At 39.8% G+C, this 18,681-nt stretch carries 19 protein-coding genes; 8 read left to right on the forward strand and 11 right to left on the reverse strand.

Annotated elements, in window-relative coordinates:
* Positions 1–3 precede the first annotated feature (3 nt).
* The 3 genes from MWU56_RS13405 to MWU56_RS13415 are packed head-to-tail and all read right to left on the reverse strand — an operon-like array spanning position 4 to position 1,929.
* On the reverse strand, positions 4–603 hold the full coding sequence (locus tag MWU56_RS13405; protein WP_247045105.1) for a LemA family protein: 600 nt from the start codon (positions 601–603) through the stop codon (positions 4–6).
* 19 nt (positions 604–622) lie between these two features.
* Complete coding sequence (locus MWU56_RS13410; protein ID WP_247045107.1) at positions 623–952, reverse strand: MerR family transcriptional regulator; 330 nt, start codon at positions 950–952, stop codon at positions 623–625.
* Entirely contained in the window at positions 952–1,929 is a 978-nt protein-coding gene (locus tag MWU56_RS13415; protein WP_247045109.1) for a M23 family metallopeptidase, read from the reverse strand. Before MWU56_RS13415 ends, MWU56_RS13410 begins: the two co-directional genes overlap by 1 nt.
* Positions 1,930–2,033: 104 nt before the next feature.
* Here MWU56_RS13415 and alaS point away from each other — a divergent pair, with 104 nt between their 5' ends.
* From alaS to MWU56_RS13430, 3 genes are read left to right on the forward strand one after another with little or no spacing between them, the layout of a single operon-like run.
* The gene (gene alaS / locus MWU56_RS13420) at positions 2,034–4,646 is read left to right on the forward strand and encodes an alanine--tRNA ligase (RefSeq protein ID WP_247045111.1); all 2,613 of its coding nucleotides are present in this window, start codon (positions 2,034–2,036) and stop codon (positions 4,644–4,646) included.
* A complete protein-coding gene (locus tag MWU56_RS13425) occupies positions 4,646–5,605 on the forward strand; it encodes a GSCFA domain-containing protein (RefSeq protein ID WP_247045113.1) in 960 nt (319 codons plus the stop codon). The genes alaS and MWU56_RS13425 overlap by 1 nt, the downstream gene beginning before the upstream one ends.
* On the forward strand, positions 5,606–6,232 hold the full coding sequence (locus MWU56_RS13430; protein ID WP_247045115.1) for a DUF4230 domain-containing protein: 627 nt from the start codon (positions 5,606–5,608) through the stop codon (positions 6,230–6,232).
* Here the strand turns inward: MWU56_RS13430 and MWU56_RS13435 are convergent.
* From MWU56_RS13435 to MWU56_RS13445, 3 genes are all read right to left on the reverse strand, one after another.
* Positions 6,200–7,957: an aromatic amino acid hydroxylase gene (locus MWU56_RS13435; RefSeq protein ID WP_247045116.1), complete on the reverse strand. Its 1,758-nt coding sequence runs from the start codon at positions 7,955–7,957 to the stop codon at positions 6,200–6,202. The two genes, MWU56_RS13430 and MWU56_RS13435, sit on opposite strands and share 33 nt — an antisense overlap.
* A gap of 102 nt (positions 7,958–8,059) precedes the next feature.
* Positions 8,060–8,629, reverse strand: coding sequence for a DUF4136 domain-containing protein (locus MWU56_RS13440; RefSeq protein ID WP_247045118.1), 570 nt, complete (start codon positions 8,627–8,629; stop codon positions 8,060–8,062).
* Positions 8,630–8,694: 65 nt separating this feature from the next.
* On the reverse strand, positions 8,695–8,853 hold the full coding sequence (locus tag MWU56_RS13445; protein ID WP_247045120.1) for a DUF5522 domain-containing protein: 159 nt from the start codon (positions 8,851–8,853) through the stop codon (positions 8,695–8,697).
* Between the two features lie 174 nt (positions 8,854–9,027).
* Between MWU56_RS13445 and MWU56_RS13450 the strand changes: the two genes are divergently transcribed.
* From MWU56_RS13450 to MWU56_RS13460, 3 genes are read left to right on the forward strand one after another with little or no spacing between them, the layout of a single operon-like run.
* Positions 9,028–9,357 carry a hypothetical protein gene (locus tag MWU56_RS13450; RefSeq protein WP_247045122.1) on the forward strand — a complete coding sequence of 110 codons (330 nt, stop codon included), beginning with the start codon at positions 9,028–9,030 and terminating at the stop codon, positions 9,355–9,357.
* 37 nt (positions 9,358–9,394) lie between these two features.
* Positions 9,395–10,273 carry a 1-aminocyclopropane-1-carboxylate deaminase/D-cysteine desulfhydrase gene (locus MWU56_RS13455; protein WP_410548945.1) on the forward strand — a complete coding sequence of 293 codons (879 nt, stop codon included), beginning with the start codon at positions 9,395–9,397 and terminating at the stop codon, positions 10,271–10,273.
* Positions 10,270–11,112 (forward strand): glucosaminidase domain-containing protein, encoded by an 843-nt coding sequence (locus MWU56_RS13460; protein ID WP_247045125.1) that lies wholly within the window; start codon positions 10,270–10,272, stop codon positions 11,110–11,112. Before MWU56_RS13455 ends, MWU56_RS13460 begins: the two co-directional genes overlap by 4 nt.
* Here MWU56_RS13460 and MWU56_RS13465 read toward each other — a convergent pair.
* A complete protein-coding gene (locus MWU56_RS13465; RefSeq protein ID WP_247045127.1) occupies positions 11,106–11,297 on the reverse strand; it encodes a hypothetical protein in 192 nt (63 codons plus the stop codon). The genes MWU56_RS13460 and MWU56_RS13465 overlap by 7 nt on opposite strands.
* Positions 11,298–11,820: 523 nt before the next feature.
* Between MWU56_RS13465 and hemL the strand changes: the two genes are divergently transcribed.
* Together hemL and MWU56_RS13475 are read left to right on the forward strand one after the other, a co-directional pair.
* Entirely contained in the window at positions 11,821–13,098 is a 1,278-nt protein-coding gene (hemL, locus tag MWU56_RS13470; RefSeq protein ID WP_247045129.1) for a glutamate-1-semialdehyde 2,1-aminomutase, read from the forward strand.
* Between the two features lie 165 nt (positions 13,099–13,263).
* Positions 13,264–13,563, forward strand: a complete 300-nt coding sequence (locus MWU56_RS13475; protein WP_247045131.1) for a GIY-YIG nuclease family protein — start codon at positions 13,264–13,266, stop codon at positions 13,561–13,563.
* Between the two features lie 985 nt (positions 13,564–14,548).
* Here the strand turns inward: MWU56_RS13475 and MWU56_RS13480 are convergent.
* The 4 genes from MWU56_RS13480 to MWU56_RS13495 all read right to left on the reverse strand — a co-directional run bounded on the left by MWU56_RS13480 (position 14,549) and on the right by MWU56_RS13495 (position 18,646).
* Positions 14,549–15,100 (reverse strand): antibiotic biosynthesis monooxygenase, encoded by a 552-nt coding sequence (locus tag MWU56_RS13480; RefSeq protein ID WP_247045133.1) that lies wholly within the window; start codon positions 15,098–15,100, stop codon positions 14,549–14,551.
* A 452-nt stretch (positions 15,101–15,552) separates the two neighbouring features.
* The gene (locus MWU56_RS13485; protein ID WP_247045136.1) at positions 15,553–16,077 is read right to left on the reverse strand and encodes a hypothetical protein; all 525 of its coding nucleotides are present in this window, start codon (positions 16,075–16,077) and stop codon (positions 15,553–15,555) included.
* 184 nt (positions 16,078–16,261) lie between these two features.
* The gene (locus MWU56_RS13490; RefSeq protein WP_247045138.1) at positions 16,262–16,795 is read right to left on the reverse strand and encodes a dihydrofolate reductase family protein; all 534 of its coding nucleotides are present in this window, start codon (positions 16,793–16,795) and stop codon (positions 16,262–16,264) included.
* Between the two features lie 147 nt (positions 16,796–16,942).
* Positions 16,943–18,646 (reverse strand): ATP-dependent nuclease, encoded by a 1,704-nt coding sequence (locus MWU56_RS13495; RefSeq protein ID WP_247045140.1) that lies wholly within the window; start codon positions 18,644–18,646, stop codon positions 16,943–16,945.
* Between the last annotated feature and the right edge of the window lie 35 nt (positions 18,647–18,681).

Below are 18,681 nucleotides of genomic sequence, written 5' to 3' on the forward strand. Positions count from 1 at the left end.
AGTTTAATCAAATTCGAAGTTTACTTCGGGAGCATCTTCGGAACCTGGATCTGCGGTGTATCTCGGCATTTCCTCAAAACCAAACCATCCAGCAAGTATTTTACCTGGGAATTTTGAGATGTGAACATCGTAAATGTTCACCGATTCGTTGTATCGGTCCCGTGCTACATTAATTCTATTCTCCGTACCCTCCAATTGTGATTGCAGTTCCAAAAAGTTTTGATTGGCTTTTAATTCCGGGTATCGCTCCACGGTGACCAATAATCTGGAAAGGGCAGAGGATAAGCCGGTTTGGGCTTGTTGAAACTCCGCCAACTGTTCTGGAGTAATATTGTTCGCATCTATATTGGTGGATGTCGCTTTGGCCCTAGCTTCGATAACATCTGTTAAAGTACCTCTTTCAAAATCAGCTGCGCCTTGTACTGTTTTCACCAAGTTTCCGATCAAGTCATTTCTACGTTGATAAGAACTTTCTACATTGGCCCAAGCTGTTTTGGCATCGGCTTCATACTGTACTGCATTATTGTTGAAGCTAACTGCCCACTGGTAGAGACCAAAAACAATGACTACGACAATAAGTACAGGGATTAACCATTTTTTCATTTTCCTATGGTTTTAGTGTTTATAGTTGTTCTTTTATTTTCAACAGTTCCGCCTTCACCTTTTGTAATTTTTGAATTACTTCGAAGTTGGAAAGTACTTTTTGTTTTTCTTCCTTTAAATGAGTTTTTGCACCTTCCAAGGTAAATCCCCGTTCCTTCACCAAATGATAGATCAATTGAAGGTTTTGGATGTCCTGTGGGGTAAATTTACGGTTGCCCTTGGCGTTTTTTTTAGGTTGTAGTACATCAAACTCTTTTTCCCAAAATCGAATAAGGGATGTGTTTACTCCAAAGGCCTTGGCTACTTCGCCAATGCCATAATATCGCTTTTCTGGAAGGTCTACGTGCATTAATCCAATGATTGGTTCTCTTGGTTGGCCAACCTGAGCATATTCTCAAATTCCTCGGCCGATAAACTTCCGTAATAGAAATTAATGGGGTTTATACGTTCTCCGTCCTTGAACACTTCATAGTGAACGTGAGGAGCTTGTGAGCGCCCTGTACTTCCTACAAAACCAATAAGGTCGCCCCGTTCTACTTTCTGGCCAACGGTTACATTGTATTTGCTCATGTGTCCGTATAATGACAGGTAACCATAACCATGGTCAATACGAACATGTTTACCATAACCTGAGGATCTATTGTCCGCACGAACTACTTTTCCATCCCCTGTTGCATAAATGGGGGTGCCTCGTGGAGCAGTGAAATCCATTCCCCAATGCATTTTACGTGCTTTTGTAAAGGGATCAGATCGCCAGCCATAACCAGAAGCCATACGGGTAAGGTTTTCGTTGCTTACCGGTTGAATTGCAGGTATGGAGGCCAATAATTTTTCTTTTTCTTCAGCCAATTTGGCAATTTCATCCAATGATTTGGATTGGATTACCATCTCTTTTTGAATAATATCCAGTCGCTTGGTGGCATCAATGATGATTTCAGAATTATTGAAACCTTCAAGGTCTTTATATCTATTTATACCACCAAAACCAGCTCTTCGCTGTTCTTCAGGTATTGGATTTGCCTCAAAATATAATCTATAAATATTATTGTCACGATCTTCAATATTGGCCAAAACATGCTCAATTTGGTCCATCTTTCTATTCAAGATATCAAACTGAAGCTCATAATTATGAACCTCACGTTGTAGAGAAAGTTCTTTGGGGGTGTTTACCCAACGAGTGTTCAAAAGTATAATCAGCCCAAGAAAGCCGAACAGCGCGGAGCCCAATAAGAAAAGGAAAACATTCCTATATCTTTTGGATTTTTTCGGCTCAATCTTTCTATATGAAAGTGTATCCGGATCGTAATAGTACTTTACTTTAGACATGAATGGATTTTATCCTATTTTTGCTCTCTCATTTTAATCAGAACAAACAAATATAAAAATTGTTTTGCTTAAAGTGTTAAATTTAAGAAAACCCTAGGAATTCAATGACATCCCAAGAAGTTAGAAAGCAGTTTTTAAACTTTTTTAAAGAAAAAAACCACAAAATTGTTCCATCAGCGCCCATGGTGATGAAGGACGACCCCACTTTGATGTTCACCAATGCGGGAATGAACCAATTTAAGGAGTATTTTTTGGGGAATTCCGTACCAAAGAGCAAACGGTTGACGGACACCCAGAAATGCCTCAGGGTGAGCGGTAAGCATAATGATTTGGAAGAAGTGGGGAAAGATACGTACCACCATACCATGTTTGAAATGTTGGGTAACTGGAGTGTGGGAGATTATTTTAAAAAAGAAGCAATTGAATGGGCATGGGAATTGCTCACTGAGGTGTTTAAAATAGACGAAGACAGTCTTTATGTTTCGGTTTTTGAAGGATGTGAAGATGATGGACTGCCACTTGATCAAGAAGCATACGATCTATGGAAGGCGATAGTACCCGAGAATAGAATCATTAAAGGAAATAAGAAAGACAACTTCTGGGAAATGGGTGACCAAGGTCCGTGTGGGCCCTGTTCGGAAATTCATGTGGATATACGCTCCGAGGAAGATAAAGAAAAAGTGGACGGAGCTTCGTTGGTAAATCAAGACCATCCGCAAGTAGTGGAAATATGGAACTTGGTCTTTATGCAGTTCAACCGTAAGGCCAATGGCAATTTGGAGCCGTTGCCCGAAAAGCACATCGATACTGGTATGGGCTTTGAACGTCTTTGCATGGTGCTTCAAGGTAAACAATCCAATTACGATACCGATGTCTTCACCCCATTGATTCGTGAGGTGGAAACCATCACAGGAAAAAAATACGGGAAAGACGAACAAACGGACATTGCCGTCCGCGTGATTGCGGACCATGTTCGCGCTGTAGCCTTTTCCATTGCCGATGGACAATTGCCGAGCAATACTGGAGCGGGCTATGTAATCCGAAGGATTTTACGTCGCGCCATTCGATATGGATTTACTTTTTTGGATACCAATACACCGTTTATCTACCGATTGGTAAAGGTGCTTAGCGAACAGATGGGCAAAGCATTTCCTGAATTGAAGGAGCAGTACCAATTGATTGAAAATGTGATCAAAGAAGAGGAAAACTCTTTCTTGAGCACTTTGGAACAAGGATTGGTATTATTGGATTCTGTTATAAAATCATGCAAAAGCAACACTATTGATGGTGAAAAAGCTTTTGAACTGTATGACACTTTTGGTTTCCCAATAGATTTGACTGCTCTGATTTTGGAGGAGAAAGGATATCAGTTGGATACGAAAGGTTTTGATAAAGCATTAAAAGCACAAAAAGATCGTTCCAGGGCAGCATCCGAAGTGTCCAAAGATGATTGGAATGTGTTATTGACGGATACTGAACAAGAATTTATTGGTTACGATAGTTTGGAAACCAAGGTAAAATTGGTAAAATATCGCAAGGTAACCAGTAAAAAAGACGGGGAGCAATACCAAATGGTGTTCAACCTTACCCCGTTTTATGCAGAAGGTGGTGGACAAGTAGGTGATAAGGGCTATCTGGAAGCTTCAAATGGCGATGTTATCTATATAGTGGATACCAAGAGGGAGAACAACGAAATAGTTCATTTTACAAAGTCCCTTCCAAAAGAAATTTCAGGAACATTCAAGGCCGTGGTAGATCAAAAGCAACGTTGGAGAACAGCTTGTAACCATACTGCTACCCATTTGTTGCACCAAGCCTTGCGAGAGGTGTTGGGAACACATGTAGAGCAGAAAGGCTCTGCGGTACATTCCAAATATTTACGTTTTGACTTCTCCCACTTTTCTAAATTGACCACCAAAGAGCTCCGAGAGGTTGAAAACTTCGTCAATGCACGTATTGATGGGCACTTGGCTTTGGAAGAAAGCCGCAATATCCCGATTGAAGAGGCGATGCAACAAGGAGCTATGGCGCTTTTTGGAGAAAAATACGGAGATACTGTTAGAACCATCCGTTTTGGACAATCCGTTGAACTTTGTGGTGGTACCCATGTGAAAAACACAGCCGATATTTGGCACTTTAAGATAGTCTCCGAAGGAGCTGTTGCTGCTGGAATCCGCAGGATTGAAGCCATCACTTCCGATGCCGTTAAAGAATTTTATTTCAACAATAACCGTATGCTCTTTGAAATCAAGGATATGTTGAAAAACGCTCAAGATCCTGTAAAATCGGTGGCTAGTCTGCAAGAAGAAAACCTTGCGCTTAAAAAACAGGTAGAGCTATTGCTAAAGGATAAAGCAAAAGGTCTAAAAAGCGAACTGATCGCCGAACTGGAAGATGTCAATGGAATTCAGTTTTTGGCGCAAAAAGTGGATTTGGATGCAGGGGGTATCAAGGACCTTGCATTTGAAATTGGAGGACAAATGGATAATCTGTTTCTATTGTTGGCCTCTGATAAAGGAGGTAAAGCGATACTTTCATGTTATATTTCCAAAGGTTTAGCAGTTGAAAAGGACTTGAACGCGGGAACCATAGTTCGTGAACTTGGTAAATACATTCAAGGAGGAGGTGGTGGACAACCTTTCTTCGCCACTGCGGGGGGTAAAAACCCAGAAGGGATTCCTGAAGCACTGGAAAAGGTGAGGGATTATATTTCTTGATGGAACTACAAACCAAAATACCCTTAAACCCTAGTGATAATCCAATCGATTATCAAAGTAAATTGGTGCTTTTGGGTTCTTGTTTTGTGGAAAATATGGGCAAGAAACTGAACTATTTCAAGTTTCAACAATACCCAAATCCTTTCGGAATATTGTTTCATCCATTGGCGATTGAGAACCTTGTCCAAAGAGCCATTCAAGAAGAAACCTATCAAGAAGAGGAAATTTTCGAACAAGATGGAATTTGGCGTTGTTTCGATGCCCATTCCGATTTGCGCTCAGGGTCTTCAGAAGAACTATTGAATCTTCTCAATCAAAGATTGGAAGAAACTAGGACAAGCCTGGTAACTTTATCGCATATTATTATCACTTTGGGAACTGCTTGGGTTTATGAGAACAATGTTTCGGGAAAGATAGTGGCCAATTGCCACAAAGTGCCCCAAAAGGAGTTTTCCAAAAAACTATTGAGCGTTTCCGAAATTGAATCCAGTCTTTACCATTTAATTGAATTGATTCAAAACGTGAATACCGAGACAGAAGTCATCTTTACGATTTCTCCTGTCCGTCACTTAAAGGATGGTTTTACTGAGAATCAAAGGAGTAAGTCGCATTTAATTACCGCGGTTCATTCGCTATTGTCATCTCGAGCGCAGTCGAGAGGTCTCAATTACTTTCCATCTTATGAAATTATGATGGACGAACTCCGCGATTACCGTTTTTACGAAAAAGATATGGTTCATCCGAACGAACTGGCTGTTGATTATATTTGGGAACGATTCAAATCGGTTTGGGTTAATAAAGATGTTTATCCTATTATTGATGAGGTCGATAGCGTTCAAAAAGGATTGATGCACCGCCCATTTAACCCGGATTCTGAGGGACATCAAAAGTTTAAAACATCGCTTCGTACAAAAATCACGTATCTTCAAGAAAGATTCCCTTTCATGAAATTTAGTTAAATGAAGAAAGTTTTAGTAGGAGCAATAATTGCCCTGGCCTCGGTTTTAATCTATAAATCGTGCACCGACGACCGTGAGCAAAAATCAATTCTCGAAGAAAATTCGATGCTGATCCAGCAAGAATTAAAAAATGTTTCCAAGTTAGTGGTCACCGAAGGGCATTTTGCTGAGGTGTACAATTATAAAGATTCCAAAGAATTGTTCGGCCCCCTGGTAACTGCCCATAAAAAAGCATTGGTGGTTGTTAATGCCGATGTTTCCATTGCTTATGATATGTCCAAAATCAATTACGAGGTGGACGAGGAGAACAAAATGCTCAAAATCATCCATATACCAGAACCAGAGATTAAGATACATCCAGATTTTGAGTACTATGATGTTACGGCGGATTACTTAAACCCTTTCAATGCTGGGGATTACAATACCATTAAGCGGAATGTAAATACATCTTTGATGAAAAAAATCGAAGCCTCTTCTTTACGTTCCAATGCAGAAAACCGTTTGGTGAGCGAACTTTCCCGAATTTTGGTGCTGACAAACTCCATGGGTTGGACCTTGGTTTACGAGGGCATTACGGTTGATACACCTGAAAAATTAATGGACCTTAACAAAAGCTTGGTCGATTAAACGAATGCCATCGTCAATTAAGTGGCCCACTTTGGGGTTGTCCCGTTTGATATTTTCCAGATGCTCCAAAATATCTTGCTGAAATTTTTGATTATTGTCCTGTTTGGCGAGTTCGTAGAGTTCAACGGGCAATAACCAATCGTTGGGATGGTCTTTTTTAAGTGCTTGGAAAACCTTGTTTCGGGAAATGGTGGTATTGGCGCCTTCTCGGAATTCTCGAACTTGTAGGTAAAACTGCTCTAGCTGCAACCTTTTTTTGTCCTTTTTAGATTTTATGGAGCTCTCCGTAATCTGATGGCTCATTAAATTGAAGCTGTGCAAGTCTGCCGGCCCATTGTAGGCAGAAACAATTTTTTGACCAACGGCCATGTGGTAGAGTCCCCATTCCGGTTGGAACAAGACTTCATTATTATGGGTGACTGTACAATTTTCAAACGTGATTAGAATAATTTTTCCCATCAGGTTTCGGGTTCCGGTAACTATGGTTCCTTCAACTTTTACACCTCCTTCAAATTCTAATACAATTTGTTCTCCTTCATAAACCTTATAGGCTTTGAGGTCACGTGGTCCCATATCCTCAATGGCAATATTGATGCCTTTCAGTTTTCCGATAGGGGAGCCAAAGCCATCAGCGTGGTGGGCGGTACTGTGTCCCACCAATTCTTTTTCTCGATAAGCAAGGGCAGTGGCCCCACTCGTTTGTATATAAATGGGTTTTCCGTCCTGTTCGACCGCATTGCTGAACTCGCCTGATATCTGAAGTCCTGTGCTTAATTCGATAGTGCCCAATGCTTTCGAGTTAATCAGTTTCTTGATTCCGGAAAGCCCTCCCGTGCGTACGGCCATGGTGTTGGCAAAATCTTCCAAAACCTGACTTAAAAAGGCAAAATCGGGGGTGACAAAAAGCTGTGGTTGCGGTTTGGTTATATCAAACTCCGTATGGGCCGCAGCAATAGCATATGGAATCTTTTTTACCTTATCCGTCATGCACCAAGTGCTTTCCCCAATGGAAGAAAGGAGTCCGGCCCCGTAAATTTTAGGGTTGTCCACCGTTCCGATCAAGCCATATTCCACGGTCCACCAATGCAGGTTTCTAATTAGGGCCATTTCACTGGGTTCACCCATATTTTCTTGAAGGTGTTCAATATGTTTTTCGGCTTCCTCTATCTCACTTTGTGGCGTGCCATGTGCTTCTTTGATTATGGAAAGATGTCTAACCGCATTATACAATTCGTAATCCTTAGCGCTGGAAATTGCCTTGCAGCCTATCTCACCAAAACGACGTAAATATTCGGCGTATTCTGGATTGGCAATAATAGGAGCGTGTCCGGCACCTTCGTGAATAATGTCGGGGGCTGGGGTGTACTCAATATTTTCAAGTTGTCGGATGTCCGAAGCGATCACGAGCACATTATAGGCTTGAAATTCCATAAAAGCAGAGGGCGGAATAAAACCGTCGACTGCTACGGCTGCCCATCCAATTTCCTTAAGGATTCGGTTCATGCCGTACATATTGGGGATGTGATCTATGGAAATCCCTGTTTTTTTGAGTCCATCCACATAGGATTTATGTGCTACTTTACTGAGGTAATCCACATTTTTTCGCATCACGTAGCGCCATACCGCTTGGTCAATGGCCGTGTACTCTTCATAATTTTGTGGTTTTATGAATTGTTTGAGGTGCTTGGGAAGTTTGTCCAGTATAGGATTGGATTCGTAGCTCATAAGTCATTTATTATGCGACTTAAAGATACAAAATAGGGAACGGATTTTCTCTTAAGGAAAGTTAAGAGCAGAAAAAAACCGTCCAGCGGACGGTCTATGTTATTAATTGGCTGCCATGGCCATGTTGGGCGGGTACTCTTCAAGAATCTGCGAAACAAATTCACGGATTCGTTGTTCTTTCTTTTCAATGCTATTGGTGTTGTTCAGAGTGCCAACGCCACGTCCTTGCCAAACCAATTCTTTTTTGTTGGCATCAATAACGTCAATGTACAAGGAACCTTCGGTGCGGGTACTTACATTATTGCCGTAGCCTCCCCAGCCCCATCCTGGTCCCCATGCCCATGGTCTGTAGAAGCCTCCCCATCCCCAACCGTAGTTGTTGTAGACGTCCACACGTTCACGTTCTTTGGTGAAAATGCTGATCAGTACATCGGGGTTGTCGGATTTTATAAAACCACGGGAACCCAACTCGGTCTCAATAGCTCTTAAGATTCTTTTTTTGTCCAAATCCGAAATTTGGGCTTTATCAATACCTGTTTTGTAGAAAGCATAGCTTTTATATGTGTTAAAGTCTGCTTTTTGATCATAATCAGAAATCACCCGCACAGAACTGCAGGAGACCAACAGGCCCAAAGTAAAAGCGGCCAGGGTAAAACGTTTTAAACTTTTCATAGGATTTTTTTTAGATGCTTGAGTTTTTACCTGATTATATCACAAATATTATGCCGAATATATAATTATTGCATGTTGGTTTTACTGCTATAGCCATACGGACAATGGCGGCATCCGCTTTCGCAACAGTATCCCCGTTTCAGGTGATATTGCTTGGTGAATACCCGATATCCTTGTTCCGATAAGTAATAATCACCTTCTTCCAAAGGAATACGCTCTTTCATCCGCTACATAGCATTTTACTATATAAATTTAAGGTTTTCACAGCAAAAAGACCAAGGTTTTATGATTTTGAAAACAATGTTATTCACCGAGTATGTTGATTGAATTATCGTAACTGTCCAATTTTGAGCACTTTTTGCAGTTATATTTGTAAGGAAACCAAAGATAACAGTCATTTGATACTAGTCTTTAAGCATTTCTTTTATAAAAATTATGTAGGTCTCTCGCTATGGCCTTTCATTATCCTAAAGGAAGATTCCCTTAAGACGGATGAGGTACTTATCAACCACGAACGTATCCACTTAAAACAACAACAAGAGCTGCTTATTTTACCATTTTATATACTCTATTTTTTGGAATGGTTGGTTCGCACCATACTTTATCTGAACAGTTACCGTGCGTATCAAAACATTAGTTTTGAACGGGAGGCATATGACAATGAGAAGGACATGGATTATCCGTCCAAACGTAGGACATTTGGTTTTTTAAAGTACTTGACCCGTTAATCTTTATTGATTGAACATACCCAATCAGCATATAGATATGTTCCTTCTGAAAGAAAAGGGCATTAGTCTCTACTTGAAAAGGGAAGACACCATACACCCATTTATTTCTGGTAATAAATACCGCAAGCTCAAATACAACCTGCTTGAAGCAAAAAAAAAGAGCAAGGATGTTCTACTCACCTTTGGAGGTGCCTTTTCCAATCATATAGCGGCAACCGCTTTTGCAGGGTGGCAAGAAGGGTTGAAAACTATTGGGGTGATTCGTGGTGAAGAACTGGCGGATACATGGCATAACAATCCAACCTTGCAATTGGCCCACGAACATGGCATGCACTTTCATTTTGTGTCTCGAAGTGAGTATAGGCGTAAAAATGAGCTTGCATTTATCGATGATCTAAAGGCGTTGTACGGTGATTTTTATCTACTGCCCGAAGGAGGGACGAATGCATTGGCGGTAAAAGGTTGTGCTGAGATTTTAACTGACGAAGATTCTCAATTTGATTATATCTGTAGTGCGGTCGGTTCTGGCGGAACGGTGGCTGGACTTATCAATGCATCGCAACTACATCAATCTGTGTTGGGGTTCCCGGCATTGAAGGGTGATTTTTTAGCTGAAGAGATTCGTGCTTTTGTTCAAAACGACCGTTGGCGACTTGTAACCGATTATCATTTTGGAGGTTACGCCAAAGTGGACCAACAATTGATTACTTTTATCAACCACTTTAAAAGAGAAACGGGCATCCCTTTGGATCCCATATACACTGGTAAGATGCTTTTTGGTATTTTTGACCTCATAAAACAAGATGTTTTTGAACCGGGAACCCAAATCTTGGCGATACATACAGGCGGATTGCAGGGCATAACAGGCATGAACCTTGTGTTGAAAAAGAAGAATTTACCGTTATTGGACGTATGATAAGGCGAATAGGATATGTATTGATGGCAGCACTTTTGCTCTCTAGCTGTGGTGCCAAAAAAAGAAGGACGACTCAACAAAAGGGTGCGCCCGTAGTGAGTAATTCGGAAAAAACGAATGCCAATAATGGCGTAAATACCAACGATGATGCTGGCTTATATCCCATGCCCGAAGATACGGGGCGTTTTGAACGCTTCCCCATTTCGGATACCCAGGATTATATTGAAACCTTTGCCGAGATTGCCCAGTACGAAATGCGTGCGTATGGCATTCCGGCCAGTATTACATTGGCACAAGGTATTTTGGAAAGTGGTGCCGGTCGTGGTGAATTAACGCTTAAAACAAACAACCACTTTGGTATCAAATGCCATACTGGATGGGAAGGGGAATTCGATTTTCATGATGATGATGCAAAGGGCGAATGTTTTCGTAAGTACAACCATCCTATGTATTCGTTCCGGGATCACAGTATTTTCCTGACCACACGCTCACGCTATGGGTTTTTGTTCAATTACAAAAGGGACGATTATAAGAAATGGGCACATGGACTTCGACAGGCCGGATATGCCACCGACCGTAAATATCCGCAAAAATTGATTGCTATTATAGAACGGTACAATCTTCATGACTACGACGAAGCGGTGGTCAAAAATGGGTTGTCCACGGTGCGGGAACCTAAACAATATGATGTGTTTACCCATGAAGTTATGAAAGGCGACACCTTATACGGTATTTCCAAACGTTATGATATTTCTGTGGATGAACTTCGTCGCCTCAACAATCTTAGAGACAATGTTATTTCCATCGGACAAATACTCAATATCCGACGGGCTCAGTAGTTTTTAAAGTCATTCTGGGCAGAACGAACAATCCTCATTACCTTTGTAGCACCTACGTCAACCTGAACTGGTTTCAGGTTATCACTGGATTTTTGACCAACAATAATGGGATGCTGAAATAAATTCAGCATGACGCTACGGTAGTTCTTCATGGCGCTAATATCATTTTTGACAGCGTACTGCATTTCTCATATCCATATAAATTCAGTTTCCATGAATGAATGTGTAGCACTTGCGTCAACCTGAACTGGTTTCAGGTTCTCACTGGTTTTTTGACCAATAAGAATGGGATGCTGAAATAAATTCAGCATGACGCTACGTTAGTTCTTCATGGCCCTAATACCATTTTTGACAGCGTACTGCATTTCTCATATCCATATAAATTCAGTTTCCATGAATGAATGTGTAGCACTTGCGTCAACCTGAACTGGTTTCAGGTTCTCCCTGGATTTTTGACCAACAATAATGGGATGCTGAAATAAATTCAGCATGACGTGACGGTAGTTCTTTATGGCGCTAATGCCATTTTTGACAGTGCAAAGCATCTCTCATATCCATATAAATTCTGTTTCCAAGAACGAATGATCCTCATTACCTTTGTAACACCTACGTCAACCTGAACTGGTTTCAGGTTCTCACTGGATTTTTGACCAACAATAATGGGATGCTGAAATAAATTCAGCATGACGGGAAGAATAAAAGTATATTATGATCTATCAACGAAGTAGTGCCCTGTTTGCAGAGGCAAAAAAATATATCCCCGGAGGGGTTAACTCACCAGTAAGAGCATTTAAAGCCGTAGGGGGTGATCCTATTTTTATAAAAGAAGCTAAAGGTGCCTACCTGTATGATGAAGATGGTAATCAACTTATCGATTATATCGCTTCGTGGGGGCCACTTATTTTGGGCCATGCCTACGAACCTGTGATCCAAGCGGTAATTGACAAGGCCAAAAAAGGAACTTCCTTTGGAACGCCAACCGAAGTGGAGACCGAACTTGCTAAATTGGCGGTTTCCATGGTGCCGAACATTGACAAGATACGTTTTGTGAACAGTGGTACCGAAGCCTGTATGAGCGCGGTACGCCTCGCGCGCGGGTACACGGGAAAGGACAAGATCATCAAATTTGCCGGATGCTATCACGGCCACTCCGATTCTTTTTTAATCCAAGCGGGGAGTGGTGCCGTTACCTTTGGTAGTCCCAACAGCCCTGGGGTAACGCAGGGCACGGCGAAGGATACCCTTTTAGCGGATTATAACGATTTGGAAGGCGTAAAAGCCTTGGTGGCGGCCAATAAAGGTGAAATTGCAGCCATTATTTTGGAACCCGTAGCGGGGAATATGGGTTGTATTATTCCTAAGGATGAATTTATAAGAGGGCTACGTGAAATTTGTACCCAAGAAGGCATTTTATTGCTTTTTGATGAGGTAATGACAGGTTTTCGTCTCGGTAAAGGAGGCGCGCAGGAAGCTTTGGGGATTGCTGCGGATATTGTGATGTTCGGAAAAGTGATTGGTGGCGGACTACCTGTAGGGGCGTTTGCGGCCCGAGCCGAGATCATGGCGCATTTGGCACCCGATGGACCTGTGTACCAAGCGGGTACTTTGAGTGGAAACCCCTTGGCTATGAGTGCGGGACTTGCCATGCTCACAGCCCTCGACAACCAGCCTGAAATTTTTGCCAGCCTGGCCGAAAAAACCGAATATTTGCACAAAGGCATTGCCCAAACTTTGACTGAAAAAGGTGTTGCCCACCAGATTAACCGTTATGGTAGTATGATCTCCGTACACTTTACGGATGAGCCCGTGGTGGATTTTGCCAGTTCGGCGAAGGGCAATAACGAAACGTTCAAGAAATATTTCCATGGCATGCTACAGAATGGGGTATACTTACCGCCTTCTGCTTTTGAAAGCTACTTTTTAAACGATGCCCTTAGTTATGCTGATTTGGATAAGACTATTGAAGCGGTAGGGAAAGTATTTTAGTCTTGTTTTGTCATTTCGAAAGAGAGGAACGACTGAGAAATCTGTTTGTGTTTTGGATTTCTCACGCTCCTTGGTCGGTTCGAAATGACGTGGGGGTTGTTGTTTCATTATAATGGAGTGGAATGACTGCGAAATCTGTTTCTCAAAAAACGATACCTTTATTAAATGCTTTCACCTTACTACGTATATATTGTTACGAATAACAAGAAGACGGTGCTTTATATTGGTGTGACCAATAATATTCAAAATAGACTTTCCCAGCACCATTTTGATAGTATTAATGCAAAAAAAACTTTTGCTGGTAAGTATAATTGCTATAACCTAGTTTATTATGAACAATTTAATGCTGCTTCAATGGCTATTGCAAGAGAAAAGCAGTTGAAAAAATGGCGCAGGGATAAAAAAGAGCGATTGATTTCTACCCTTAATCCTGATTGGGAATTTTTGAATAGTCAAATTATTTGAGATTTCTCACACTCCTTGGGTCGGTTCGAAATGACGTGGGGGTTGTTGTTTCATTATAGGGGAGAGAAATGACTGCGAAATCTGTTTGTGTTTGAGATTTCTCACGCTCCTTTGGTCGGTTCGAAATGACGTGGCAGTTGTTGTTTCGAGGGAGAGGAATGTCTGCGAAATCTGTGTGCGCTTGGGATTTCTCACGCTCCTTGGGTCGGTTCGAAATGACGTGGGGGTTGTTGTTTCGAGGGAGAGGAATGACAGCGAAATCTGTTTGCGTTTTGGATTTCTCACACTCCTTGGGTCGGTTCGAAATGACGAGGAAGTTGTCATTTCGATGGAGAGAAATGACTGCGAAATCTGTTTGTGTTTGAGATTTCTCACGCTCCTTTGGTCGGTTCGAAATGACGTGGCAGTTGTTGTTTCGAGGGAGAGGAATGTCTGCGAAATCTGTGTGCGCTTGGGATTTCTCACGCTCCTTGGGTCGGTTCGAAATGACGTGGGGGTTGTTGTTTCAATATGGGGAAGAGGAATGACTGCGAAATCTGTTTGCGTTTGAGATTTCTCACACTTCTTGGGTCGGTTCGAAATGACGAGGAGGTTGTCATTTCGATGGAGAGAAACGACTGAGAAATCTATCTGTGTTTGAGATTTCTCACGCTCCTTGGGTCGGTTCGAAATGACGTGGGGGTTGTTGTTTCGANAGAGGAATGACTGCGAAATCTGTTTGCGTTTGAGATTTCTCACACTTCTTGGGTCGGTTCGAAATGACGAGGAGGTTGTCATTTCGATGGAGAGAAACGACTGAGAAATCTATCTGTGTTTGAGATTTCTCACGCTCCTTGGGTCGGTTCGAAATGACGTGGGGGTGGTTGTTTCATTATAGGGGAGAGGAATGACTGCGAAATCTGTTTGCGTTTTGGATTTCTCACGCTCCTTGGGTCGGTTCGAAATGACGTGGAGGTTGTTGTTTTGATATAAAGAGCCTTCAAATTTAGTTATACAACCAATTTTTAATAAGCTTGGTATAGTGTGGCATAATGAGGTAAACCATCAAAAAAACAATAATACCTGTTATAAAAAGGGAATCTATATACGTGTTACCCACTATTTTAAAAATTTTTAACAGCGGCAGTACCAAGAAAGGCATAAAAAGCACCAACGGATAAATGGCGGACCAGGTCACTAAAAACTGCTTCCATTTTACGGGAGCATTGGATGTTTCGTCTTTTGGGGCGAACAAAAAATCCAGACCACTGTTTATTTCAAAGTCATCTCCTTTGACCAACATGGGACGAACTTTGGCAATCAATTTTTTTCTATCCTCGGAATCCATCCAATTTTTTAGATTTTCAATGGTGTCAAAACGAAGAATAACTGTGTAAGTGAATGTAAGATTGGCAATGGGACGGATAATCTGCCAGTCTATTTGCCCTTTGTAATTTCTGCATATCGGCCCTATTTCATTGAGCCAGGCTTCATAATCTTCTTGTTTTCCTTCAAGGATTTGATGGTTGATAACGACGGATGCCCCTTGTTTTTTCATGCGCGATGGATTCGTTCTTAGTTGTTTTAGAACGTTTTAAAACGTGCAGCAAAGATAATTCAGGATGGTGAATTTCTCCATGGCAACCTACTTATAAAGTTGTGCTTAGTTGTTATAAAAAATGGTTTTCAATATGTGATTGGCAGCTGATTGGGTTTACGTATTGGAAGGTTGATTTATACATTTTCACAATCGTTTATGACTTAATAATAAATTGGGCCATGCATAATTCCGAGAATACAAGTCCGATGGTGGTTGAGCGTATCCAAGGTGGATAACAAAAGACCGGGGCCTAATTTGAATCTAGGAGACTGGAACGTAAACGTCTTAATAGTAAGGAAGAATTTGTTTGTTTTGACTTCGTTTCTTTGTTGACGTTAGTGTTTTGCAATCTAGGTGCTCGCACCGGGTTTTTATTTTCCCAATTTTGGTGAACCTTCCCCAATTCAAAATCAATTTTCGTTGTTAAGTTTCAACTTGTTCTTTGCTAACAATTGCCATCTTTTTTGCCTGTGTTTATAAAAAGATTTTGCCCACCAAGATATAAACCCCGTTAAAACTCCACCATATATAATAATTTCATCTTTATAGTAAATTGAATTTTCTCCAGTTGACTTCATTGAAATTTTATGATTCCAGACCTTTGCGAAAATGTCTTTTTCTTTTGTTTCCATAACTTTGATTTCTTCATCTATTTTGGAAAAATATAAAGTATGTAATCCTCCAAAAGGTATAAAACCATATGCGATCATTTTTGTTGTTACGGTCATTCCTTGTTTCCATTTTTCTGGAAACTTTCCGGCAGTCGGAATGAATTTTATTTTCCCTTTGGCCACAAATTCTAGTAAAGCACTTGTCGTAACTTTTTTCCAAGCAATTTCTATGTTAATTGGAATCTCAGATGCTACAGTCAACTTATGTGCATTAATTTCTTTATTATCGAGGGGAATTTTTATTTTTTCAATTTTGGATGTCATTAGGTTCAATAAGGGTCTAATTTTAAAGTTTTTTGGTACTTATGCTAGTGGTTTCGTATAAGAATAGTAGCGGGTTTACGTGCGAAGATTTTCCGAAGGAAAATCGGATGTAGCAAATACGAAGCTACTTTTGTTTTAGCACTAAACCGCAATTAGTTTTATACAATTTCGAGGCTAGTACTTTTTATTTTTTCTTGTCGTATGTCAATATTTGAAGTCCGTCAGAAAATGATTCTTTGTCTGTTAGTTCCCAACTTTCATTTACTGTTGAAGAACCGAATAATTTTGTTCCGCTTCCAAGTACAACAGGATTCAATTTGAGTTTCAATTGGTCAATCAATCCGTTTTCCAATAGCCAACCTGCAAACTGTCCGCCACCACATAAATAGATATCAGTCTTGGCGTTTTGTTGAATTTCATTTACCCTATCCAAATTCAGTTTCTCAATTTTAACGACTTCCGATAAATTGTCAATCTTTAATGAATTTGAAAAAATGTAATGTTCCATATTTGGATAAGCAGGTTGGCCTGGTTCAAGTCCATATTGAAAACCAAACTCATAGGTTTTTCGTCCCATAATTACGGTTTTGAAATTTGCTAAGTCGGATTGATATTTCTCAACGCCTTCACCTTGCAAAATGAACTTACTTATATCGCCATTTTCTCCTGCGATATATCCATCTATAGAACTTGCAACGTAATAAATTATCTTATTCATAGTTGTTTTAGCCACAACGGTTAGTATAAGAATAGTAGCGGATTTTCACGCACTAACTTTTCGGTTAAACACAGACCTTTTTTTATATTTACTTACTTTCGTTTTAGCGATTAAACCGCTATTATTTTTATACATTGTTAGCTGCTGCTATTTTATTTTTTCAATCATTCTTTCTAGTGTTTTTACTAGAGCATCAATCGAACCTCTTTTATGAGTGCATAAAGCATTTTGGGGATTTTCTTTAATAGATTCAGCTACAGTATGCTTAACATTAGCTTCAATATTTTCATTCCAATTTTTGCCTTGTGAAAGAAAGACATTTCTCATTCTATCAGACCATTTAGAATTTCCTCTAAACTGAGTTACATTTATATCAACGCCATAATCATTTAGTATATTTTCCTCATAAACGACTTTATTTAGACAGTCTTCAAATTCTGAATCTGTCATACCATTACAGATTATAAAAGTTGCATCTTTTTGCTTAAGCATTCCTTCTTTTTCAGCTTTTTCAAAAGCTTCTTTACCTGCGGAATCGTTATCTAAAAGAACGTGGTTGGTGCATAATGCATTTTTTAATAGCGATAATTTATAACCCAAGTTACTGGCTCCACCTAATTTATCAATTACTAAATAATGATTTTTTAAGGCTTTAGATAATTTATCACTTAAATAGGGTAAGAGTGACTTTAATGCAACTACATCTTCTTCACCTTCAACAACAAGAACATAGCTTGCATTTAATAAATTATCTGAAGCTTTTACACCAATTAATTCTCTTATTTCTTTAATGTTTTTGGACGCTCTTGCCTTTCCTGAATCAATTATAATATTTCCTTTGACATTGTTTCTATTTACAAATAATGGATTGTGAGTTGAAACGATAACCTGATTAGAGTCTGCTAAATCATAAATTGTATCTTTTAAAATATGTATAGCTCCTGGGTGTAAGTGTGATTCTGGTTCTTCAATAGCGACTATAGAAGCTGTCCCTTTATCTAAGGTTATATCTTTTAAAAGTCCTAATGCAGATAGACTTTTTACGCCATCACCTTTATATTCAAGGTTTGTTTTATTTCCATCATCAATCATTACATCAAACTGTTGACGTAAAGCAAAACGTCTTCTTCTTTCTTGAATTTCAATATTAACTTCTTTTATATTTGGTATGAACTCAATCAAGGATTCTTTAATGTTATTTGATAGTTTAGCTAGTATAGGTGCTTGTAAGTTTTTAATAACCTGTAAAGCTTCTTTATACTCTTCTTCTCTTTCAAGTATAGATAATTCTTTGGAAAGCATATCGTCTACTACATCCATAGCTTCTTTGTCTGTTCTAACAGCAGGTATATAGTTGAAAACAATTCTTCGAGCAATATATTCGGCAATTCTACTAGATTTTGAATTAAGGGTTTTAGAACCTCGACCCGTTTTAATCACTTTAATTTTTGGTTCTAGGTCTTTACCAATTCTAATCTCAATAGGTAATGTTCCGTTTAGATTACTTTTGATTTCTTTTTTAAATTCATCAACTTCATCTTCTGTTAATTCAAATTCTAGTCTAAAAATTGATTGAGTATTAGTTTTTCTATTTTGTATAGAGATTGGAAAATCTCTTTCCCAATCATAAGACATTCTACTTCGTCTTCTCCTAGCTAAACTACTTAGATAAGCACTTCTTCTGTTTGAACCGTGAATTCTTAAAATTTCCATTGAAACATTCAACGCTTTAAGCATATTTGATTTTCCTTCATTATTTTTTCCGATTAGAACAGTGATTTCGGAAATAGGAATTTTATAAGCTTGTGTGATGCTTCTATAGTTGGTAACAGAAAAGTTTACAATGTTCATAGTTTGTTTTAGTTGCAGCTAACGGTCTCGGCTAT

This window comes from Allomuricauda sp. F6463D, assembly GCF_023015965.1.
Classification (GTDB): domain Bacteria; phylum Bacteroidota; class Bacteroidia; order Flavobacteriales; family Flavobacteriaceae; genus Flagellimonas.